At 72.6% G+C, this 14,026-nt stretch carries 12 protein-coding genes; 4 read left to right on the forward strand and 8 right to left on the reverse strand.

Features of this window, described 5'->3' with window-relative positions:
- Positions 1 to 72: 72 nt before the first annotated feature.
- Both dxr and ACUY4T_RS09630 read right to left on the reverse strand, forming a co-directional pair.
- A complete protein-coding gene (dxr, locus tag ACUY4T_RS09625) occupies positions 73 to 1,158 on the reverse strand; it encodes a 1-deoxy-D-xylulose-5-phosphate reductoisomerase (RefSeq protein ID WP_446018715.1) in 1,086 nt (361 codons plus the stop codon).
- 38 nt (positions 1,159 to 1,196) lie between these two features.
- Entirely contained in the window at positions 1,197 to 1,838 is a 642-nt protein-coding gene (locus ACUY4T_RS09630; RefSeq protein WP_446018716.1) for a 4'-phosphopantetheinyl transferase family protein, read from the reverse strand.
- An 86-nt stretch (positions 1,839 to 1,924) separates the two neighbouring features.
- On the opposite strand from ACUY4T_RS09630, the gene ACUY4T_RS09635 reads away from it, so the two are divergent.
- Positions 1,925 to 2,686 carry a lysophospholipid acyltransferase family protein gene (locus ACUY4T_RS09635; RefSeq protein ID WP_446018717.1) on the forward strand — a complete coding sequence of 254 codons (762 nt, stop codon included), beginning with the start codon at positions 1,925 to 1,927 and terminating at the stop codon, positions 2,684 to 2,686.
- Positions 2,687 to 2,737: 51 nt separating this feature from the next.
- Positions 2,738 to 3,655 carry a hypothetical protein gene (locus tag ACUY4T_RS09640; protein ID WP_446018718.1) on the forward strand — a complete coding sequence of 306 codons (918 nt, stop codon included), beginning with the start codon at positions 2,738 to 2,740 and terminating at the stop codon, positions 3,653 to 3,655.
- Between the two features lie 12 nt (positions 3,656 to 3,667).
- On the opposite strand, the gene ACUY4T_RS09645 is transcribed toward ACUY4T_RS09640, so the two are convergent.
- Positions 3,668 to 4,153: an OsmC family protein gene (locus ACUY4T_RS09645; protein ID WP_446018719.1), complete on the reverse strand. Its 486-nt coding sequence runs from the start codon at positions 4,151 to 4,153 to the stop codon at positions 3,668 to 3,670.
- Between the two features lie 98 nt (positions 4,154 to 4,251).
- On the opposite strand from ACUY4T_RS09645, the gene gabT reads away from it, so the two are divergent.
- Positions 4,252 to 5,640, forward strand: coding sequence for a 4-aminobutyrate--2-oxoglutarate transaminase (gabT, locus tag ACUY4T_RS09650; protein WP_446018720.1), 1,389 nt, complete (start codon positions 4,252 to 4,254; stop codon positions 5,638 to 5,640).
- A gap of 2 nt (positions 5,641 to 5,642) precedes the next feature.
- Positions 5,643 to 6,632, forward strand: a complete 990-nt coding sequence (locus ACUY4T_RS09655; RefSeq protein ID WP_446018721.1) for an asparaginase — start codon at positions 5,643 to 5,645, stop codon at positions 6,630 to 6,632.
- Positions 6,633 to 6,711: 79 nt separating this feature from the next.
- Here ACUY4T_RS09655 and ACUY4T_RS09660 read toward each other — a convergent pair whose 3' ends face one another.
- The 5 genes from ACUY4T_RS09660 to ACUY4T_RS09680 all read right to left on the reverse strand — a co-directional run bounded on the left by ACUY4T_RS09660 (position 6,712) and on the right by ACUY4T_RS09680 (position 13,954).
- A complete protein-coding gene (locus ACUY4T_RS09660) occupies positions 6,712 to 7,512 on the reverse strand; it encodes an ABC transporter permease (protein ID WP_446018870.1) in 801 nt (266 codons plus the stop codon).
- Positions 7,513 to 7,607: 95 nt separating this feature from the next.
- A complete protein-coding gene (locus tag ACUY4T_RS09665; RefSeq protein ID WP_446018722.1) occupies positions 7,608 to 8,519 on the reverse strand; it encodes an ABC transporter permease in 912 nt (303 codons plus the stop codon).
- 3 nt (positions 8,520 to 8,522) lie between these two features.
- A complete protein-coding gene (locus tag ACUY4T_RS09670; RefSeq protein ID WP_446018871.1) occupies positions 8,523 to 9,722 on the reverse strand; it encodes an ABC transporter ATP-binding protein in 1,200 nt (399 codons plus the stop codon).
- On the reverse strand, positions 9,722 to 10,936 hold the full coding sequence (locus ACUY4T_RS09675; RefSeq protein WP_446018723.1) for an ABC transporter substrate-binding protein: 1,215 nt from the start codon (positions 10,934 to 10,936) through the stop codon (positions 9,722 to 9,724). Before ACUY4T_RS09675 ends, ACUY4T_RS09670 begins: the two co-directional genes overlap by 1 nt.
- Positions 10,937 to 11,029: 93 nt before the next feature.
- The gene (locus ACUY4T_RS09680) at positions 11,030 to 13,954 is read right to left on the reverse strand and encodes an FtsK/SpoIIIE domain-containing protein (protein ID WP_446018724.1); all 2,925 of its coding nucleotides are present in this window, start codon (positions 13,952 to 13,954) and stop codon (positions 11,030 to 11,032) included.
- Positions 13,955 to 14,026 lie beyond the last annotated feature (72 nt).

Here is a 14,026-nt window from a genome sequence, read left to right on the forward strand (position 1 = left end):
GTAGGGCCGTCGGCTCTGCGCGCGCTGTCCGGGGGCTGTGAGCCGGTGCCGCGCCACCGCGGCTGCGGCGGCTCAGCCTCGCGCGATGCGCAGGTCGGCCCGCCTCCGCGCCTCCTGCTCGGCCGCGGCGAGCGACTCCACGCCGAGCTCCCCGGTGGACGCCTCGTACGACTCGACGACCTCCCGGACGATGTCGACGATCCCGGTGAAGCCGATCCGCCCCGCGTGGAACGCGGCGACCGCCTGCTCGTTGGCCGCGTTGAACACGGCCGGGTACTCGCCGCCGGCGCGTCCCACCTGCTTCGCGAGCCGGACCGCCGGGAACGCCGCCTCATCGAGCGGCTCGAACGTCCAGTGCTGCGCCGTGGTCCAGTCGAGGGGCCTGCCCGCGGCGGCGACCCGGTGCGGCCAGTCGAGCCCGAGCGAGATGGGCAGGCGCATGTCGGGCGGCGAGGCCTGCGCGATCGTCGAGCCGTCGATGAACTCGACCATGCTGTGCACGATCGACTGCGGGTGGACCACCACGTCGATCCGGTCGTAGTCGACGCCGAACAGCAGGTGCGCCTCGATCACCTCGAGCCCCTTGTTGACCAGCGTCGCCGAGTTCGTGGTCACCACGAGCCCCATGTCCCAGGTCGGGTGGGCCAGCGCGTCGGCGGGCGTGACGTCCGCGAGCTCCTCGCGGGTCCGGCCCCGGAACGGGCCGCCGGAGGCGGTGAGCACCAGGCGGCGGACCTCGTGATCGGTCCCGGCGCGGAGCGCCTGGGCGATCGCGGAGTGCTCCGAGTCGACCGGGACGATCTGCCCCGGCCGGGCGAGGCGCGTGACGAGGTCGCCGCCGACGATCAAGGACTCCTTGTTCGCCAGCGCCAAGGTCGTTCCGCGCTCGAGCGTCGCGAGGGTCGGGCCGAGCCCCACCGAGCCGGTGATCCCGTTCAGCACGACGTCGGCGTCGACGTCGCGGACCAGCTGCACCGCCTCGTCGATGCCCACCGCCGTGTGCTCGACCCCGAACGCCTCCGCCTGCCGCTCGAGCTCGGCGCGGTTCGAGCCGACCGCGAGCCCGACCACGTCGAATCGGTTGGGGTTGGCGCGGATGACGTCGAGCGCCTGCGTGCCGATGGAACCCGTGGACCCGAGGATGATGACGCTGCGCACACGGCCACTCTAGGCGGCCCGCGTGCACCCCGTGCCGGTCAGGCGCGCGGCAGCACGGCGACGGATGCCGCGAGGCGCCCGGGCACGGCTACGTCATGCAGCCGGATCTCCGCCCAGCGGGAGCCGAACTCGGGCAGGCTCCGGGAGATCCGGCCGATGCCGTCGTCCTCCAGCGGGCTCGTGATCGCGACCAGCGACGGCTCGATCGCGCCGACGTGGCCCACCGCGCGCAGGAGCGCCGCCTTCCTCGCCCAGAGCCGCGCGCGCACCATCGCCTGCGTGGGCGGGTCGAGACGCTCGAGGTGCGCCCGCTCGAGCGGATGCAGGGCCGCCTCGTCCACGAGGCGCGTCGTCGTCTCGGTCGCCGGCTCGAGGCCGACCCCGAGCGGATGGCGGTTGCCCACCGCCGCGACCACGACCCCGGCCGCGACGGCGGCGTCCGCGTACCACGGCGCTCCGGCCGGGGTCGCCGGGTACCGGACGGCGGGACTGCCGTGCCGGGCGCCGCAGACCGCGCACGCGTGGTCGAGTTCGACGTCGTCGGCCGGGACGTCGGCGGTCGCCGCCAGGTGCGCGCGCAGCACGCCGTCGACGGCGGGCGTCCGTCGCCCCCCGCCGACGACCACGACCCGGACGCCGGTGTCGCCCAGTACGACGACGTCGCTCTCGCTGAGGTCCATGCGCCCATGATGGCGCACGCCCGCGGGGGCGTCCTGCCCCACGGGATATTCCGCGGCGTGCATGGGCCGTGACGTAGCGTCGGAGGGTGACCGAGATCGAGGCCGACGCCGTGCCCGCCCCGCCGTCGAAGCCCGGGCCGGTGTACTGGATCGTCCGCGGCGTCCTCCGACCGCTGGTGCGCCTGGTCTACCGACCGGTGATCACCGGCGCCGAGCACGTTCCCCGGCGCGGACCGGTCATCCTCGCGTCCAACCACCTCTCGTTCGTCGACAGCGTGGTCATCCCGCTCGCGGCGCCGCGCCCCGTGCAGTTCCTCGCCAAGTCGCACTACTTCACCGGCACCGGGGCGAAGGGCTGGCTCTCCCGGACCTTCTTCACGGCCATCGGCGCGGTCAGCGTCGAACGCGGCGCCGGCGCCCAGGCCCAGGCCGCCCTCGACCAGGGTCGCCGGATCCTGGAGGCCGGCAGCGCCTTCGCCCTGTACCCGGAGGGGACCCGATCGCTCGACGGCCGACTGTACCGGGGGCGCACGGGCGTGGCCTGGCTCGCGCTGACCACGGGCGCCGTGGTGGTCCCCGTCGGCCTGAGCGGCACGCAGGAGATCCAGCCCGTGGGCGCGAAGCTCCCGCGCGTGCGGCCGGTGCGGGTGCGCTTCGGCCCGCCCATCGACGTCTCCCGGCACGGGGCCGCGACCTCGGGGCGCGCCCGCCGCGCCGCGACCGACGAGATCATGGCCGGGATCCACGCCCTGACCGGCCAGGAGCTCGCCGATGCGTACAACGAGGCGCCGCCGCAGGGCACGTTCGCCCGCATCGCCGACCGCGTGGCCCCCCGCGAACGCGTCTGACCTGCACCGGCTCCCAGCCGCGCACGAGCCCGGCGCGCTATCGTCGAGCCGATGACGACGTCGATGCGGACCTGGATCGCCGCGGTCGCGGCATCCGCCGCCCTCGTGCTCGCAGGCTGCGCGGCCCCACCCGGATTCGATCGCACCGGGGCCGGTGAGCCGGGCGACCGCCGCGTGCCGTCGACCGAGTCGTTCGATCCCGGCTTCATCGTGAGCGACGACTCGTTCTACGACGCCACGGCGATGGACGAGGACGAGATCCAGGACTTCCTCGAGTCGCGCGACTGCCGACCGGTCGATCTCGTGCCCTGCCCGGCCGAGTACGTCGAATCGGTCGACCGCGTGCCCGCGGTGGGTCCGCGGCACTGCCGCGCCGTCGAGGGCGGCGAGGACCTGCCGGCGAGCCGCCTCATCGCCGAGGTCGCGCGCGCCTGCGGCGTCAACCCGCGGGTGCTGCTCGTCCTGCTCCAGAAGGAGCAGTCGCTGCTGACCCGCCCGAGCGCCCGGGGCTACGAGCGCGCCACCGGCTACGCCTGCCCGGACGACGCGGACTGCGACGCACGCTACTTCGGCTTCTTCAACCAGGTGTACCGGGCGGCATGGCAGTTCCGGCAGTACACCGCCGAGCCCGACCGCCGGTACCGCATCGGCGCGGTCGACGTCGGCTACCACCCGGACGACGCGTGCGGCGCGAGCACCGTCCGCATCCGCAACCAGGCCACCGCCAACCTGTACAACTACACGCCGTACCAGCCGAACGACGCGCTCCTGGCCGACCCGTCCGCGGGCGACGAGTGCTCGGCGTACGGCAACCTCAACTTCTGGCGGCTGTGGCACCGGTGGTTCGGGGATCCGCAGTCCGAACGCCTGCCCGCCTACTTCCCGCCGTGCTCGCGCCTCGTCGGCGGGTACACCTGCCCGCCGGTCGTGCCGCCCGTGAGCGACGCCGATCCGCGGACGGGCGGCTGAGCGGACGCCGGCTCAGTCGACGGCACCGCGCGCGATCGACGTCGGCTCGTGTCGCACCGGGAAGTTGACCGACGCGGCGATGAAGCACTTCCCGGATGCCTCGTGGTGGAGGGCATCGGCGAGTTCGCGCATCCCCTCGTCGGCGACCACCACCCGCGGCCGCAGCACCGCCTCCACCAGGTGGCCACCTCCCCGGCCGTCCTCCCGCATGGTCGCCGTGGCGGCATCCGTGTAGCCGACGACCACCACGCCGTGGTTCGTCGCCACGTGCAGGTACGAGAGCATGTGGCACTGGCTGAGCGCCGCGAGCGTGAGCTCCTCCGGGTTCCATCGATCACGATCGCCGTGGAACGCGCGATCGCTCGAACCCGCGATCTCGTGCAGCTTGCCCTCGGCCCGCACGGCGTGCCCGCGGCCGTACGACCGGTACGACGCCGTGCCCTCGCCGCGATCGCCCTGCCATTCGAGGGCGATCGCATAGCGGTGCTCGCCGAGCATGGGGACTCCTCACCGACGCCGGAACCGCGTCATCGTCGTCGATTCTGCAGCACACCGCCGACAGCGGGCCCGGGGCGCGGCGATAAGCTGGTCCGATCATGACTGACACGCAGATCCCCGTCGAGTCCCTCCCCGCCGAGTCGAGCGCGCACGCCGCCGCCGTGCCGCAGGAGCGCCGGGTCGTCACCGCCGTCCCGGGCCCCCGGTCGCAGGAGCTGCACGCACGCCGCACCGCGGTCGTGTCCGCCGGCGTCTCGAGCGTGCTGCCCGTCTACATCGAGCGGGCCCACGGCGCGATCCTCGTCGACGTCGACGGCAACCGGTTCCTCGACTTCGGCGCCGGCATCGGCGTCACCACGGCCGGGCACACCCCCGCAAGGGTCGTCGAGGCGATCACCGCGCAGGCGCGCGACGTGCTGCACACGCTCTTCACGATCACCCCCTACGAGGAGTACGTCCGCGTCGCGGAGCTGCTCGCCGAGCGCACTCCGGGCGACTTCGCCAAGAAGACCGTGCTGGTGAACTCCGGCGCCGAGGCCGTCGAGAACGGCGTGAAGATCGCCCGCAAGCACACCGGTCGCCGTGCGGTGGCCGTGCTCGACCACGCGTACCACGGTCGCACGAACCTCACCATGGCCATGAACTACAAGGCCATGCCCTACGCCACCGGGTTCGGCCCGCTCGCGGGCGACGTCTACCACGCGCCGAGCTCCTACCCGTACCGCGACGGCCTGTCCGGCGAGGACGCTGCGAAGCGGACCATCGGGTACCTCGAGAAGGTCGTGGGCGCGAGCGACCTCGCCTGCCTCGTCGTCGAGCCCATCCAGGGCGAGGGCGGCTTCATGGTCTACGCCGACGGCTTCCTCCCGGCCCTGCAGGAATGGTGCACCGCGAACGGCGTCGTCATGATCGCCGACGAGATCCAGTCGGGCATGGCGCGCACGGGCCGCTACTACGCCGCCGAGCACTTCGGCTGGACGCCCGACCTGGTCCTCACGGCCAAGGGCATCGCCGCCGGCATGCCGCTGGCCGCAGTGACCGGACGCGCCGAGATCATGGACGCGTCGCAGCCGGGCGGCCTCGGCGGCACGTTCGGCGGCAACCCGGTGGCGTGCGCCGCCGCCGTGGCCGTGTTCGACGCCATCGAGGAGGAGGACCTCCTCGCGGAGGGCCGTCGGATCGAGGCCACGCTCACGGCCGGGCTCGAGCGGCTCCGGGAGAAGTACGACGTCATCGGCGACATCCGCGGCCGCGGCGCGATGATCGCGATCGAGCTGGTCCAGCCGGGCACCGCGCAGACCACCAAGGAGCCGAACCCCGGCGCCGTGGCATCGCTCGTCTCGTACGCCGCGCAGCAGGGCGTGCTCTTCCTCAGCGCCGGCACGTGGGGCAACGTGCTCCGCTTCCTGCCCAGCCTCCGGATGACCGACGAGCTCATCGAGGACGCCCTCGGCGTGCTCGACGAGGCGTTCGCGACGCTCGCGTGAGCGTGGCCGGCACCTTCCGCGCCGCCGACGCCGCCGAACTCGCCGTGGTGGAACGCGGCGGCTTCGTCGAGTCCCGACACGTGGGCTCGGCGATCGTGCTCGCGCCCGACGGCGAGATCGCGCGGGTGCTCGGCGACGCGCGCTCCCCCGTGCTCCCGCGCTCGAGCATGAAGCCGTTCCAGGCCGTCGCGGCCATGACCTCGGGCGTCACGCTCCGGGGCGAGGATGCGGCCATCGCGACCGCCAGCCACAGCGGGACGCCCGCGCACGTCGCCGTCGTCCGCGGCCTCCTCGCCCGTGCCTCGCTGCCCGCGACGGCGCTGCAGTGCCCGCCCGATCTCCCGAGCGACCGCGCCGCGCGCGACCAGATGGTGCGGCAGGGTCAGCGCGCCGAGCCGATCACGATGAACTGCTCCGGCAAGCACGCGGCGATGCTGCTCGCGTGCCACGCGAACGACTGGCCGATCGAGGACTACCTCGCGCCCGACCACCCGATGCAGCGGCGCGTCCTCGACGTGCTCGAGCGCCTGACCGGCGAGCGCCCCTCGGCCACGGTGATCGACGGATGCGGCGCACCGGTGCACGCGCTCAGCCTGACCGGCCTGGCCCGCGGCGTCCAGAAGATCGCCACGTCGTCGCCGTCGTCGCCGTTCGCCCTCTTCCGCGAGGCCGCGGCGCTCACCGAGGCGGTCCGCGCCAACGGCTGGGCCGTCGCCGGCCCCGGGCGCCCGGACACCGTCGCGATCGACCGACTCGGGGTCTTCGCGAAGTTCGGTGCCGAGGGCGTGCAGGTCATGACCGCGCCCGACGGCACCACCGTCGCGCTGAAGATGCTCGACGGCGCACCCCGCGCGCTGGCGATCGTCGCGTTGCGGCTGCTCGTCGCCGCCGGGGCGCTCCCCGGCGCCGCCGTCGACGCGGCCGAGCCGGAACTCGGACTCGAGGTGCTCGGCGGTGGAGCGGCGGTCGGCCGCATCCGCGCGACGGTCTGACCGCGTCCCGCACCAGACGAGCGGATGCCGCGACCCGTCGGGCCGCGGCATCCGGTCGCTTCGGTCGGGTCCGCCGACCTCAGCCGGTCTTGGCCAGGCGCTTGGCCCGCGCCGCCCTGGAGACCTGCGCGACGACCACCAGCACCAGCGCGATGATGAACACCGCCGACGCGATGACGTTCGCCTCCGCCGGGATGCCGCGGGACGCCGAGATGTAGACGTACTTCGGGAACGTCGTCACGGAACCCGAGTTGAAGTTCGTGATGATGAAGTCGTCGAAGCTCAACGCGAAGGCGAGCAGCGCCGCCGCCACGATGCCCGGGACGAGCAGCGGGAACGTCACGCGCCAGAAGACGGCCCGCGGCGAACCGTAGAGGTCGCGCCCCGCCTCCTCGAGCGCCGGATCGAGGCTCGCGACGCGCGCCTTGACCGTCACGACCACGAAGCTGATGCAGAACATCGTGTGCGCGAGGATGATCGTGAGCATGTCCTTCGGCACGCCGACCGCCAGGAACTGGGCGGCCAGGCCCGCACCGAGCACCACCTCGGGCGTCGCCATCGGCAGGAACAGCAGCAGGCTGATGGCCGAGCGGGCGCGGAACCGGTAGCGCACGAGCGCGATCGCGATCATCGTCCCGAGCGTCGTCGCCGCCACGGTGGCGACCAGCGCGATGATGATGCTGTTCGCGAAGGCCTCGCACACCGCGCCGCCCTCGACGTTGCAGACGTTCAGCCACTTGTCGAAGGTGAAGCCGCGCCACGAGATGTTCGACTTGATCGAGTCGTTGAACGAGAACACGAACGTGTACGCGATCGGGATCAGCAGGAAGATGAACGCCAGGGTCACGTAGACCGGCAGGAGCCAGTCGCCGAGCCCGATCCGCCCACGCCGCGGGGCCTGCGCCGGACGCCGGTCCTCGAGTTCCTCGCTCTCCGCGAGTCCGCCGAGGACCGCCCCGGCCTGTCCTTCGCCGCTCACAGCAGGTCCTCCGTTCCGGATCGCTTCACGTAGACGCCCACGAGCACGAGGATCGCTCCCATCAGGATGATCGACAGCGCCGCGGCCGCCGGGTAGTTCAGCAGGACGAGGAAGTTCGCCTCGATCACGTTGCCCATCATCTGCGTGTCCGGACCGCCGAGGAAGTCGCGGCTCGCGTTGACGTAGTCGCCCGCCGCCGGGATGAAGGTCAGCAGGGTGCCCGCCACGATGCCCGGCATCGAGAGGGGGATGGTGACCTTGCGGAACACGGTGAACGGGTTCGCGTACAGGTCGCTGCCCGCCTCGAGGTAGCGGGTGTCGAGGCGCTCGAGCGTGGTGTACAGCGGCAACGTCATGAACGGGATGAAGTTGTACGTCAGGCCGAAGATCACCGCGAACGGCGTGCCGGTGAAGTACGCGTCGGGTGCCATCAACGACAGCGCCTTGAGCGAGGTGATGATGATCGACTCGTCCGAGAGGATCTGCTTCCAGGCGAGGGTGCGCAGGAGGAAGCTGATGAAGAACGGGGCGATGACCAGCACCAGCAGCAGGCTCTGCAGCAGCGGCCGGCTGCGCGCCTTCACGCCGATGAAGTAGGCGATCGGGTAGCTGAACAGCAGCGCGAACACCGTCGCGGTCAGGGCGTAGCCGAACGAGCGCAGGATGTGCGGCCAGTACGCGTTGACGACGTCGACGTAGTTCTGCCAGTTGAACGCGTAGTCGTAGACGCCGATGTCACCGAACTCCGAGGGCGCCTGGAGCGACGTCAGCAGCAGCGAGATGAGCGGCGTGAGGAAGAACAGGACGAGGTAGAGGATGCCGGGCAGGAGCAGGAACAGCGCGATGCGGCTCCGCTTCTGCTGCGCCTGCGGCTGCGCCTCCGTCGTCGCGAATGCAGCGAAGGCCATGGCTCAGCTGCCCTCGAGCTCCGACAGGAGCGCCTCGCGCCGCTGCACCGCGATCGACCGCGTGTCGTCGTCGGCCGGGAACCGGTCCGACTCCTGCGGCTCGTCAGCGAGGCCGAACCCGTGCTCGACGTCCCAGCTGACCCAGACCTCGTCGCCGTCGTGGGCGACCGGACCGAAGCCGACGTTCTGGGCGAACACCGACAGCGTGCCCGCGCCGGGCACCGCCACGATGTACTCCGTGCTGACGCCCGCGAACGACACGTCGATGACCCTGCCCGGTCCGAGCACGTTCCGCGACGCGGTCTCGACGGGCGCCTCGGTGTGCAGCGCGACCTTCTCGGGACGGACGCCGATCGTGACCAGCCCCTGGTGGCGCTGGGCACGGGCGACAGGGACCGTGATCCGCTGCCCGGCGATGTCGACCGACAGCGCATCGCCGGTCGAACCCGCCACGTCGCCGGTGAAGAGGTTGGACTTTCCGAGGAAGTTGGCGACGAACGCGGTGCGGGGCAGCTCGTAGAGCTCCTCCGGAGCGCCCATCTGCTCGATCGCGCCCTTGTTCATCACCGCGACCGTGTCGGCCATGGTCATGGCCTCCTCCTGGTCGTGCGTGACGTGGAGGAAGGTCAGGCCGACCTCCTCCTGGATCGTCTTCAGCTCGAGCTGCATCTGGCGACGCAGCTTCAGGTCGAGCGCACCGAGCGGCTCGTCCAGCAGGAGCAGCGCCGGGCGGTTGACGATCGCCCGGGCGAGCGCGACGCGCTGCTGCTGGCCGCCCGAGAGCTGCGCCGGCCGGCGCTCGGCGAGGTGGTCGAGCTCCACGAGCTTGAGCGCCTCGTGCGCCTTGCCCATCGGGTCGTCCATCCGGCGCCGCTTCAACCCGAAGGCCACGTTCTCGATGATCGACATGTGCGGGAAGAGCGCGTAGCTCTGGAACACCGTGTTCACCGGGCGCTGGTGCGCCTTGGTGTCCGTGACGTCCTTCCCGCCGATGAGGATGCGCCCGCGGGTGGGCTCCTCGAGGCCGGCCACGAGGCGCAGCGTCGTCGTCTTGCCGCAGCCGGACGGGCCGAGCAGTGCGAAGAACGACCCGGCGGGGATCGTGAGGTCGAGCTCCTCGATGGCGGTGAACCCTGGGAAGCGCTTCTGGATGCCGACCAGCTCGAGATCGGCGCCGCGCTCGGCGAACTCGCGACCCGACATCACGAACCCAGGAGGATCTGCTGGAACTGCGACTGGTACTTCTGCTCCTCGGCACCCGAGAGGGCGCGGAAGATGTACGCGTTCGAGAGGAACTCCTCGTCGGGGAAGATCAGCTGGTTCTCCGCGAGCTCGGGGTCGATCGCGACCGCGGCCTCCTTGGCGCCGACGACGGGGGTGATGTAGTTCACCCACGCCGCGACCTCAGCGGCGACCTCGGGGTCGTAGTAGTAGTTGATCAGGGTCTCGGCGTTCGTCTTTCGCGGCGAGCCGACCGGGATGAGGAAGTTGTCGTTCCACAGCGTGCCGCCGGCGTCCGGGATGGCGAACTGCCACTTGTCGCCCGCCTCGGCGTTCAGCACGGTGATGTCGCCCGACCAGCAGATCGCGGCGAGCGTGTCCTCGCTCTTGAGGTCCTCGAGGTACGAGTTGCCCTTGATGTTGCGGATCTGGCCGTTGGCCACCTGCTCGTCGAGGATCTCGATCGCCGCATCGAACTCGGCATCGCCCCAGTCGCCGGAGATGTCGACGCCGTTCTGCAGCATGATGAGGCCCATCGTGTCGCGCATCTCGGAGAGGACGCCGACGCGACCCTTCAGGTCGGCGCTCCAGAGGTCCTGGACCTCGCTGAGGCCGCCGGGGACCTTCTCGGTGTTCCAGCAGATGCCGGCGAACCCGCCCTGCCACGGCAGGGAGTGCTTGCGTCCCTTGTCGAAGTCCGGGTCCTGCAGGGCCGGGGCCAGGTTGGCGATGTTGGGGATGTTGTCGTGGTTCAGTTCCTGCGTGTAGCCGAGGCGGATCCAGCGCGACACCATCCAGTCGGTGAGGCACACCGTGTCGGCGCCGATGTCCTGACCGAGCGCGAGCTGGTCCTTCACCTTGCCGTAGTAGGTGTTGTTGTCGTCGACGGCGACGTCGTAGTTGACCGAGATGCCGGTCTCCTCCTCGAAGCGAACGAGCGTCGGGTAGTTGCCGTCGTCGTCCTCGTCGATGTAGGCGGCCCAGTTGGCCCAGTTCAGCGACTTGTCGGAGTCGGACTGGTCCGCCGCAGCGGTCGGCTTCGCCTGGCCGCCGCCGGTGGAACAGGCCGCGAGCGCGAGCGCGGACGCCCCCGCAGCGCCGCCCGCGAGGAGCGTGCGACGGGTGAGCTGGGCCTGGCGCGCTTGCGCGATCAGGGCGCGGACGATGGGGTCCTGGGGAAGGGGTCGGCTGGTCACGCGTGGCTCCTCATCGGCTTCGATGTATTCATGCAGGGGTGCGAAGATGATGACACACTGCGTGGCGGAAATCACGAGATGATGACCGAATCGTTAATTTCTCGCGTCGGAACGAACGGAATCAGTGCTCTTCGATGCCGAAGACGCTCGGATTCCGTTGTCCGCGGCCACCCAGACCCGCCGATCCGGCAGTCCTTCCGCCGGCACCTCCCAGCACTGCCCGGCAGCGTCGTCGAGCAGCGGGGGCGGTCCACCGCCGCGCACGAGCGCACGGTACTCCCTGACGCCGCCGTGCACCACGACGACCGCGCGGCTCCGCGCCTCCGAGGCGAGCGACCAGTTCGCCGCCCAGGCATCGGCATCGCCGATGACGACACGGACGCCGTCGGACGGAGCCTCGCCCAGCATCGCCGCAGCCCGGGCCGCCGAATCCGCCTCGCCGAGCACGACGACCTCGGCATCCGGCACGGCACGTCGCACGGCGGCGGCGTCGGTGCGCGGCGCCGAGCTGCAGATCGCGGTCGGCGAACGCGTCGACGGCGTGAATCGCGGCGGCGGCGGGATCAGGACGGGGCTCGGCCGGGGGGCCGCGAGGAACTGCGCCCGCAGGCCGCGCCACTGTCCGGACCCCGAGCGCGACTCGGCGTCCCACAACCGCCCGTCGCCGCCCGCCTGCACCAGGTCGGCCCGCGACGGGTGGCGCAGGAGCACCACCGCCGTCAGGCCGTCGCGGACGCCGGCTGGGAGCCCCATCGTCCTCGTGGCGGACGCGATGACCGCGAGGCCACGGGCACGGGCACCCTGGAGCACGGTCGCGAGCCGGTCCATCGCGTGGAGCCTGGCGTCCTCGGGCCAGGTCGCGAGCCTCGTGTCGACATCGTCGACGACGAGCAGCCTCGGCAGGTCTCCGCGGCCCGAGGTGATCGCGTCCGCCAGCTGCGTGAGCGCATCCCACGCCCGGCTCGCGGGTCCCTCCATCCGCAGCACGGCGTCCGGACCCTCGGTGGCGGCCACCTGCGCCGCGACCGCGTCGAGGAGCGCCGTGCGGCCCGAGCCCGCCATCCCGACCGCCACGAGCGGGCCGTCGACGGCGGGCTCCCACCTGGCGGCGACCCGTCGCTGCCGTTCCGGGTCGTCCGCGACCCCGAGCAGCAGGCCGGTCGGGCCGGGGTCGCCGCCGAGCACATCGGCGATCGTTCCGAGCTCGATCGACGATGGCAGCGGATCCAGCCAGGTGCGCCGCGGGACCGGGACTCCCCGATGCCGCTCGAGGGCCCGGCCGATCGCCGTCTCGTCGGCCATGGCGGATTGGAAGCGGACGACGCGCCCATCACCGCGATCGGCGACCGCCCGGCCCGGAATCGCGGCATCGAGCTCGGCGGCGTCCGCACTGCCGACGACCGCCAGGCTGTCGGCGCGATCGAGCACGCGGAGCGAGACGCGGATGCCGCAATTGGCCGTCACACTCTCGCGGACCACGCCGTTCGGGCGCTGCGACGCGAGCACCAGGTGCACGCCGAGGGAACGACCGCGGGCCGCGACGTCGGCGATGACCGCGCCGAGCTCGGGGAACCGCTCGACCATCGCCTGGAACTCGTCGACGACGACCACGAGCCGCGGCAGCACCACCTCGGCGGGCAGGCCTGCGAGGTCGCGCACGCCGGCGTCGGCGATGACGCGCTCCCGGTACCGGAGCTCCGCCCGGATGCTCAGGACCGCCCGCCCGGCCTCGGCCTCGGCCAGGTCGGTGACCACGCCGGTGACATGCGGGAGGCGGCGTACCGGCTCGAAGGCCGCTCCGCCCTTGAAGTCGACCAGGAGGAACGCGACCAGGTCGGGCGGATGAGCGACGGCGAGCGCGGTGATCCAAGCCGTGAGGAACTCGCTCTTGCCGCTGCCCGAGGTGCCCGCGACGAGCGCGTGCGGGCCCGTCACGAGATCCAGCTCGAGCGGGCCGTCGTCCGCGGCGCCCACCGCGACCCGCAGTCCCGCGCGCCCCGACCGATGGTCCTGCGGTGCGGGGACGTCGGAGAGCGCGACGCGCTGCGGCAGCGCCGACCCCGCGGCCAGGCCCGCGCGGCTCGCGGCGACGGCGGTCCGTCGCGCCCAGGCCGCCGCCTCGGCGGCGCCGCTGAGTTCGGGGACGACGGTCGTCGGCGAGTCGCCGCCGACCACGGCACTCCCCCGGTGGCGCAGTCGCACGAGCGTCGCCAGCCCGGGCGGGAGGTCGGCGACCGCCTCGCCGAGTGCGATGACGTGCGCGCGATCACCGCGACCGGGACGCCCGCCCGGCGCGCCCGAGTCGACGACCGTCAGGACCGCCGGTGCGCGCGGCGCGGCGTGGGGCAGTGACTCCAGCCACGCCCATTCCGGCGTGGGCGGGCCCTCGATCGAGAGCGCGTCCGGCGGGACGAGGTGCGCGCACTGCAGGACGGCCGCCCGGGCCGCGGCCAGTGCGAGCGGACGAGGCCCGACGAATCCGATCCCGCCGGCCACGGGGACGGTGAACGGCGCGCCGGTGAGCCGCGCGGCCCGGCGCAGCAGCCCGGCGTCGGCGTCGTCGGAGGGGACGCCGTCGATCCGCACCGTGCTCGGCACGACGGCGACCCCGACGACGACCTCGCCCGGTTCGCGGGCCAGCCAGCCCGGCGCCTCCTGCCGCACGACCCCCCGCGCGCCGGGCGCATCGAGCCACGCCCGGTCGCGCTCCGCCGCGTGGCGTTCGGCGACCTCCGATTCGAGCCGTCGCAGTGCGTCCTCGCGTCGCGCCGCACTCCGGCGCCGCTCGCGAGCCGACTGTCGCCGGGAGTCGAGCATCGAGGCGACCGCGACGAGCGGGCCGAGCACGGCGAACGCGATCGCCAGCAGGGAGCCGGTCACCGCCCACACCACGAGCGCACCGGCGACGGGCGCTGCGGACGCGATCCACGGGAACCCGGCACGCCGGGGCTCCGGCGCAGGCGGCGGCAGCGTCAGCGGGATCACGCCGACGCTCGGCCGAGGACTCGAGGGGTGCACGCGACGAGCCCATCACGCCGCCGGCACGGCGAACCCCTGCCGTCGCCACCGGTGGCCCGTCTCCGTGACCTC

It is taken from the genome of Agromyces arachidis, assembly GCF_052805135.1.

Coding starts and splice junctions, on each gene's coding strand:
- ACUY4T_RS09630 (WP_446018716.1), bottom strand. CDS start 1,838: ATGGACCTCAGCGAGAGCGACGTCGTCGTACTGGGCGACACCGGCGTC.
- ACUY4T_RS09640 (WP_446018718.1), top strand. CDS start 2,738: ATGACGACGTCGATGCGGACCTGGATCGCCGCGGTCGCGGCATCCGCC.
- ACUY4T_RS09645 (WP_446018719.1), bottom strand. CDS start 4,153: ATGCTCGGCGAGCACCGCTATGCGATCGCCCTCGAATGGCAGGGCGAT.
- gabT (WP_446018720.1), top strand. CDS start 4,252: ATGACTGACACGCAGATCCCCGTCGAGTCCCTCCCCGCCGAGTCGAGC.
- ACUY4T_RS09665 (WP_446018722.1), bottom strand. CDS start 8,519: ATGGCCTTCGCTGCATTCGCGACGACGGAGGCGCAGCCGCAGGCGCAG.
- ACUY4T_RS09670 (WP_446018871.1), bottom strand. CDS start 9,722: ATGTCGGGTCGCGAGTTCGCCGAGCGCGGCGCCGATCTCGAGCTGGTC.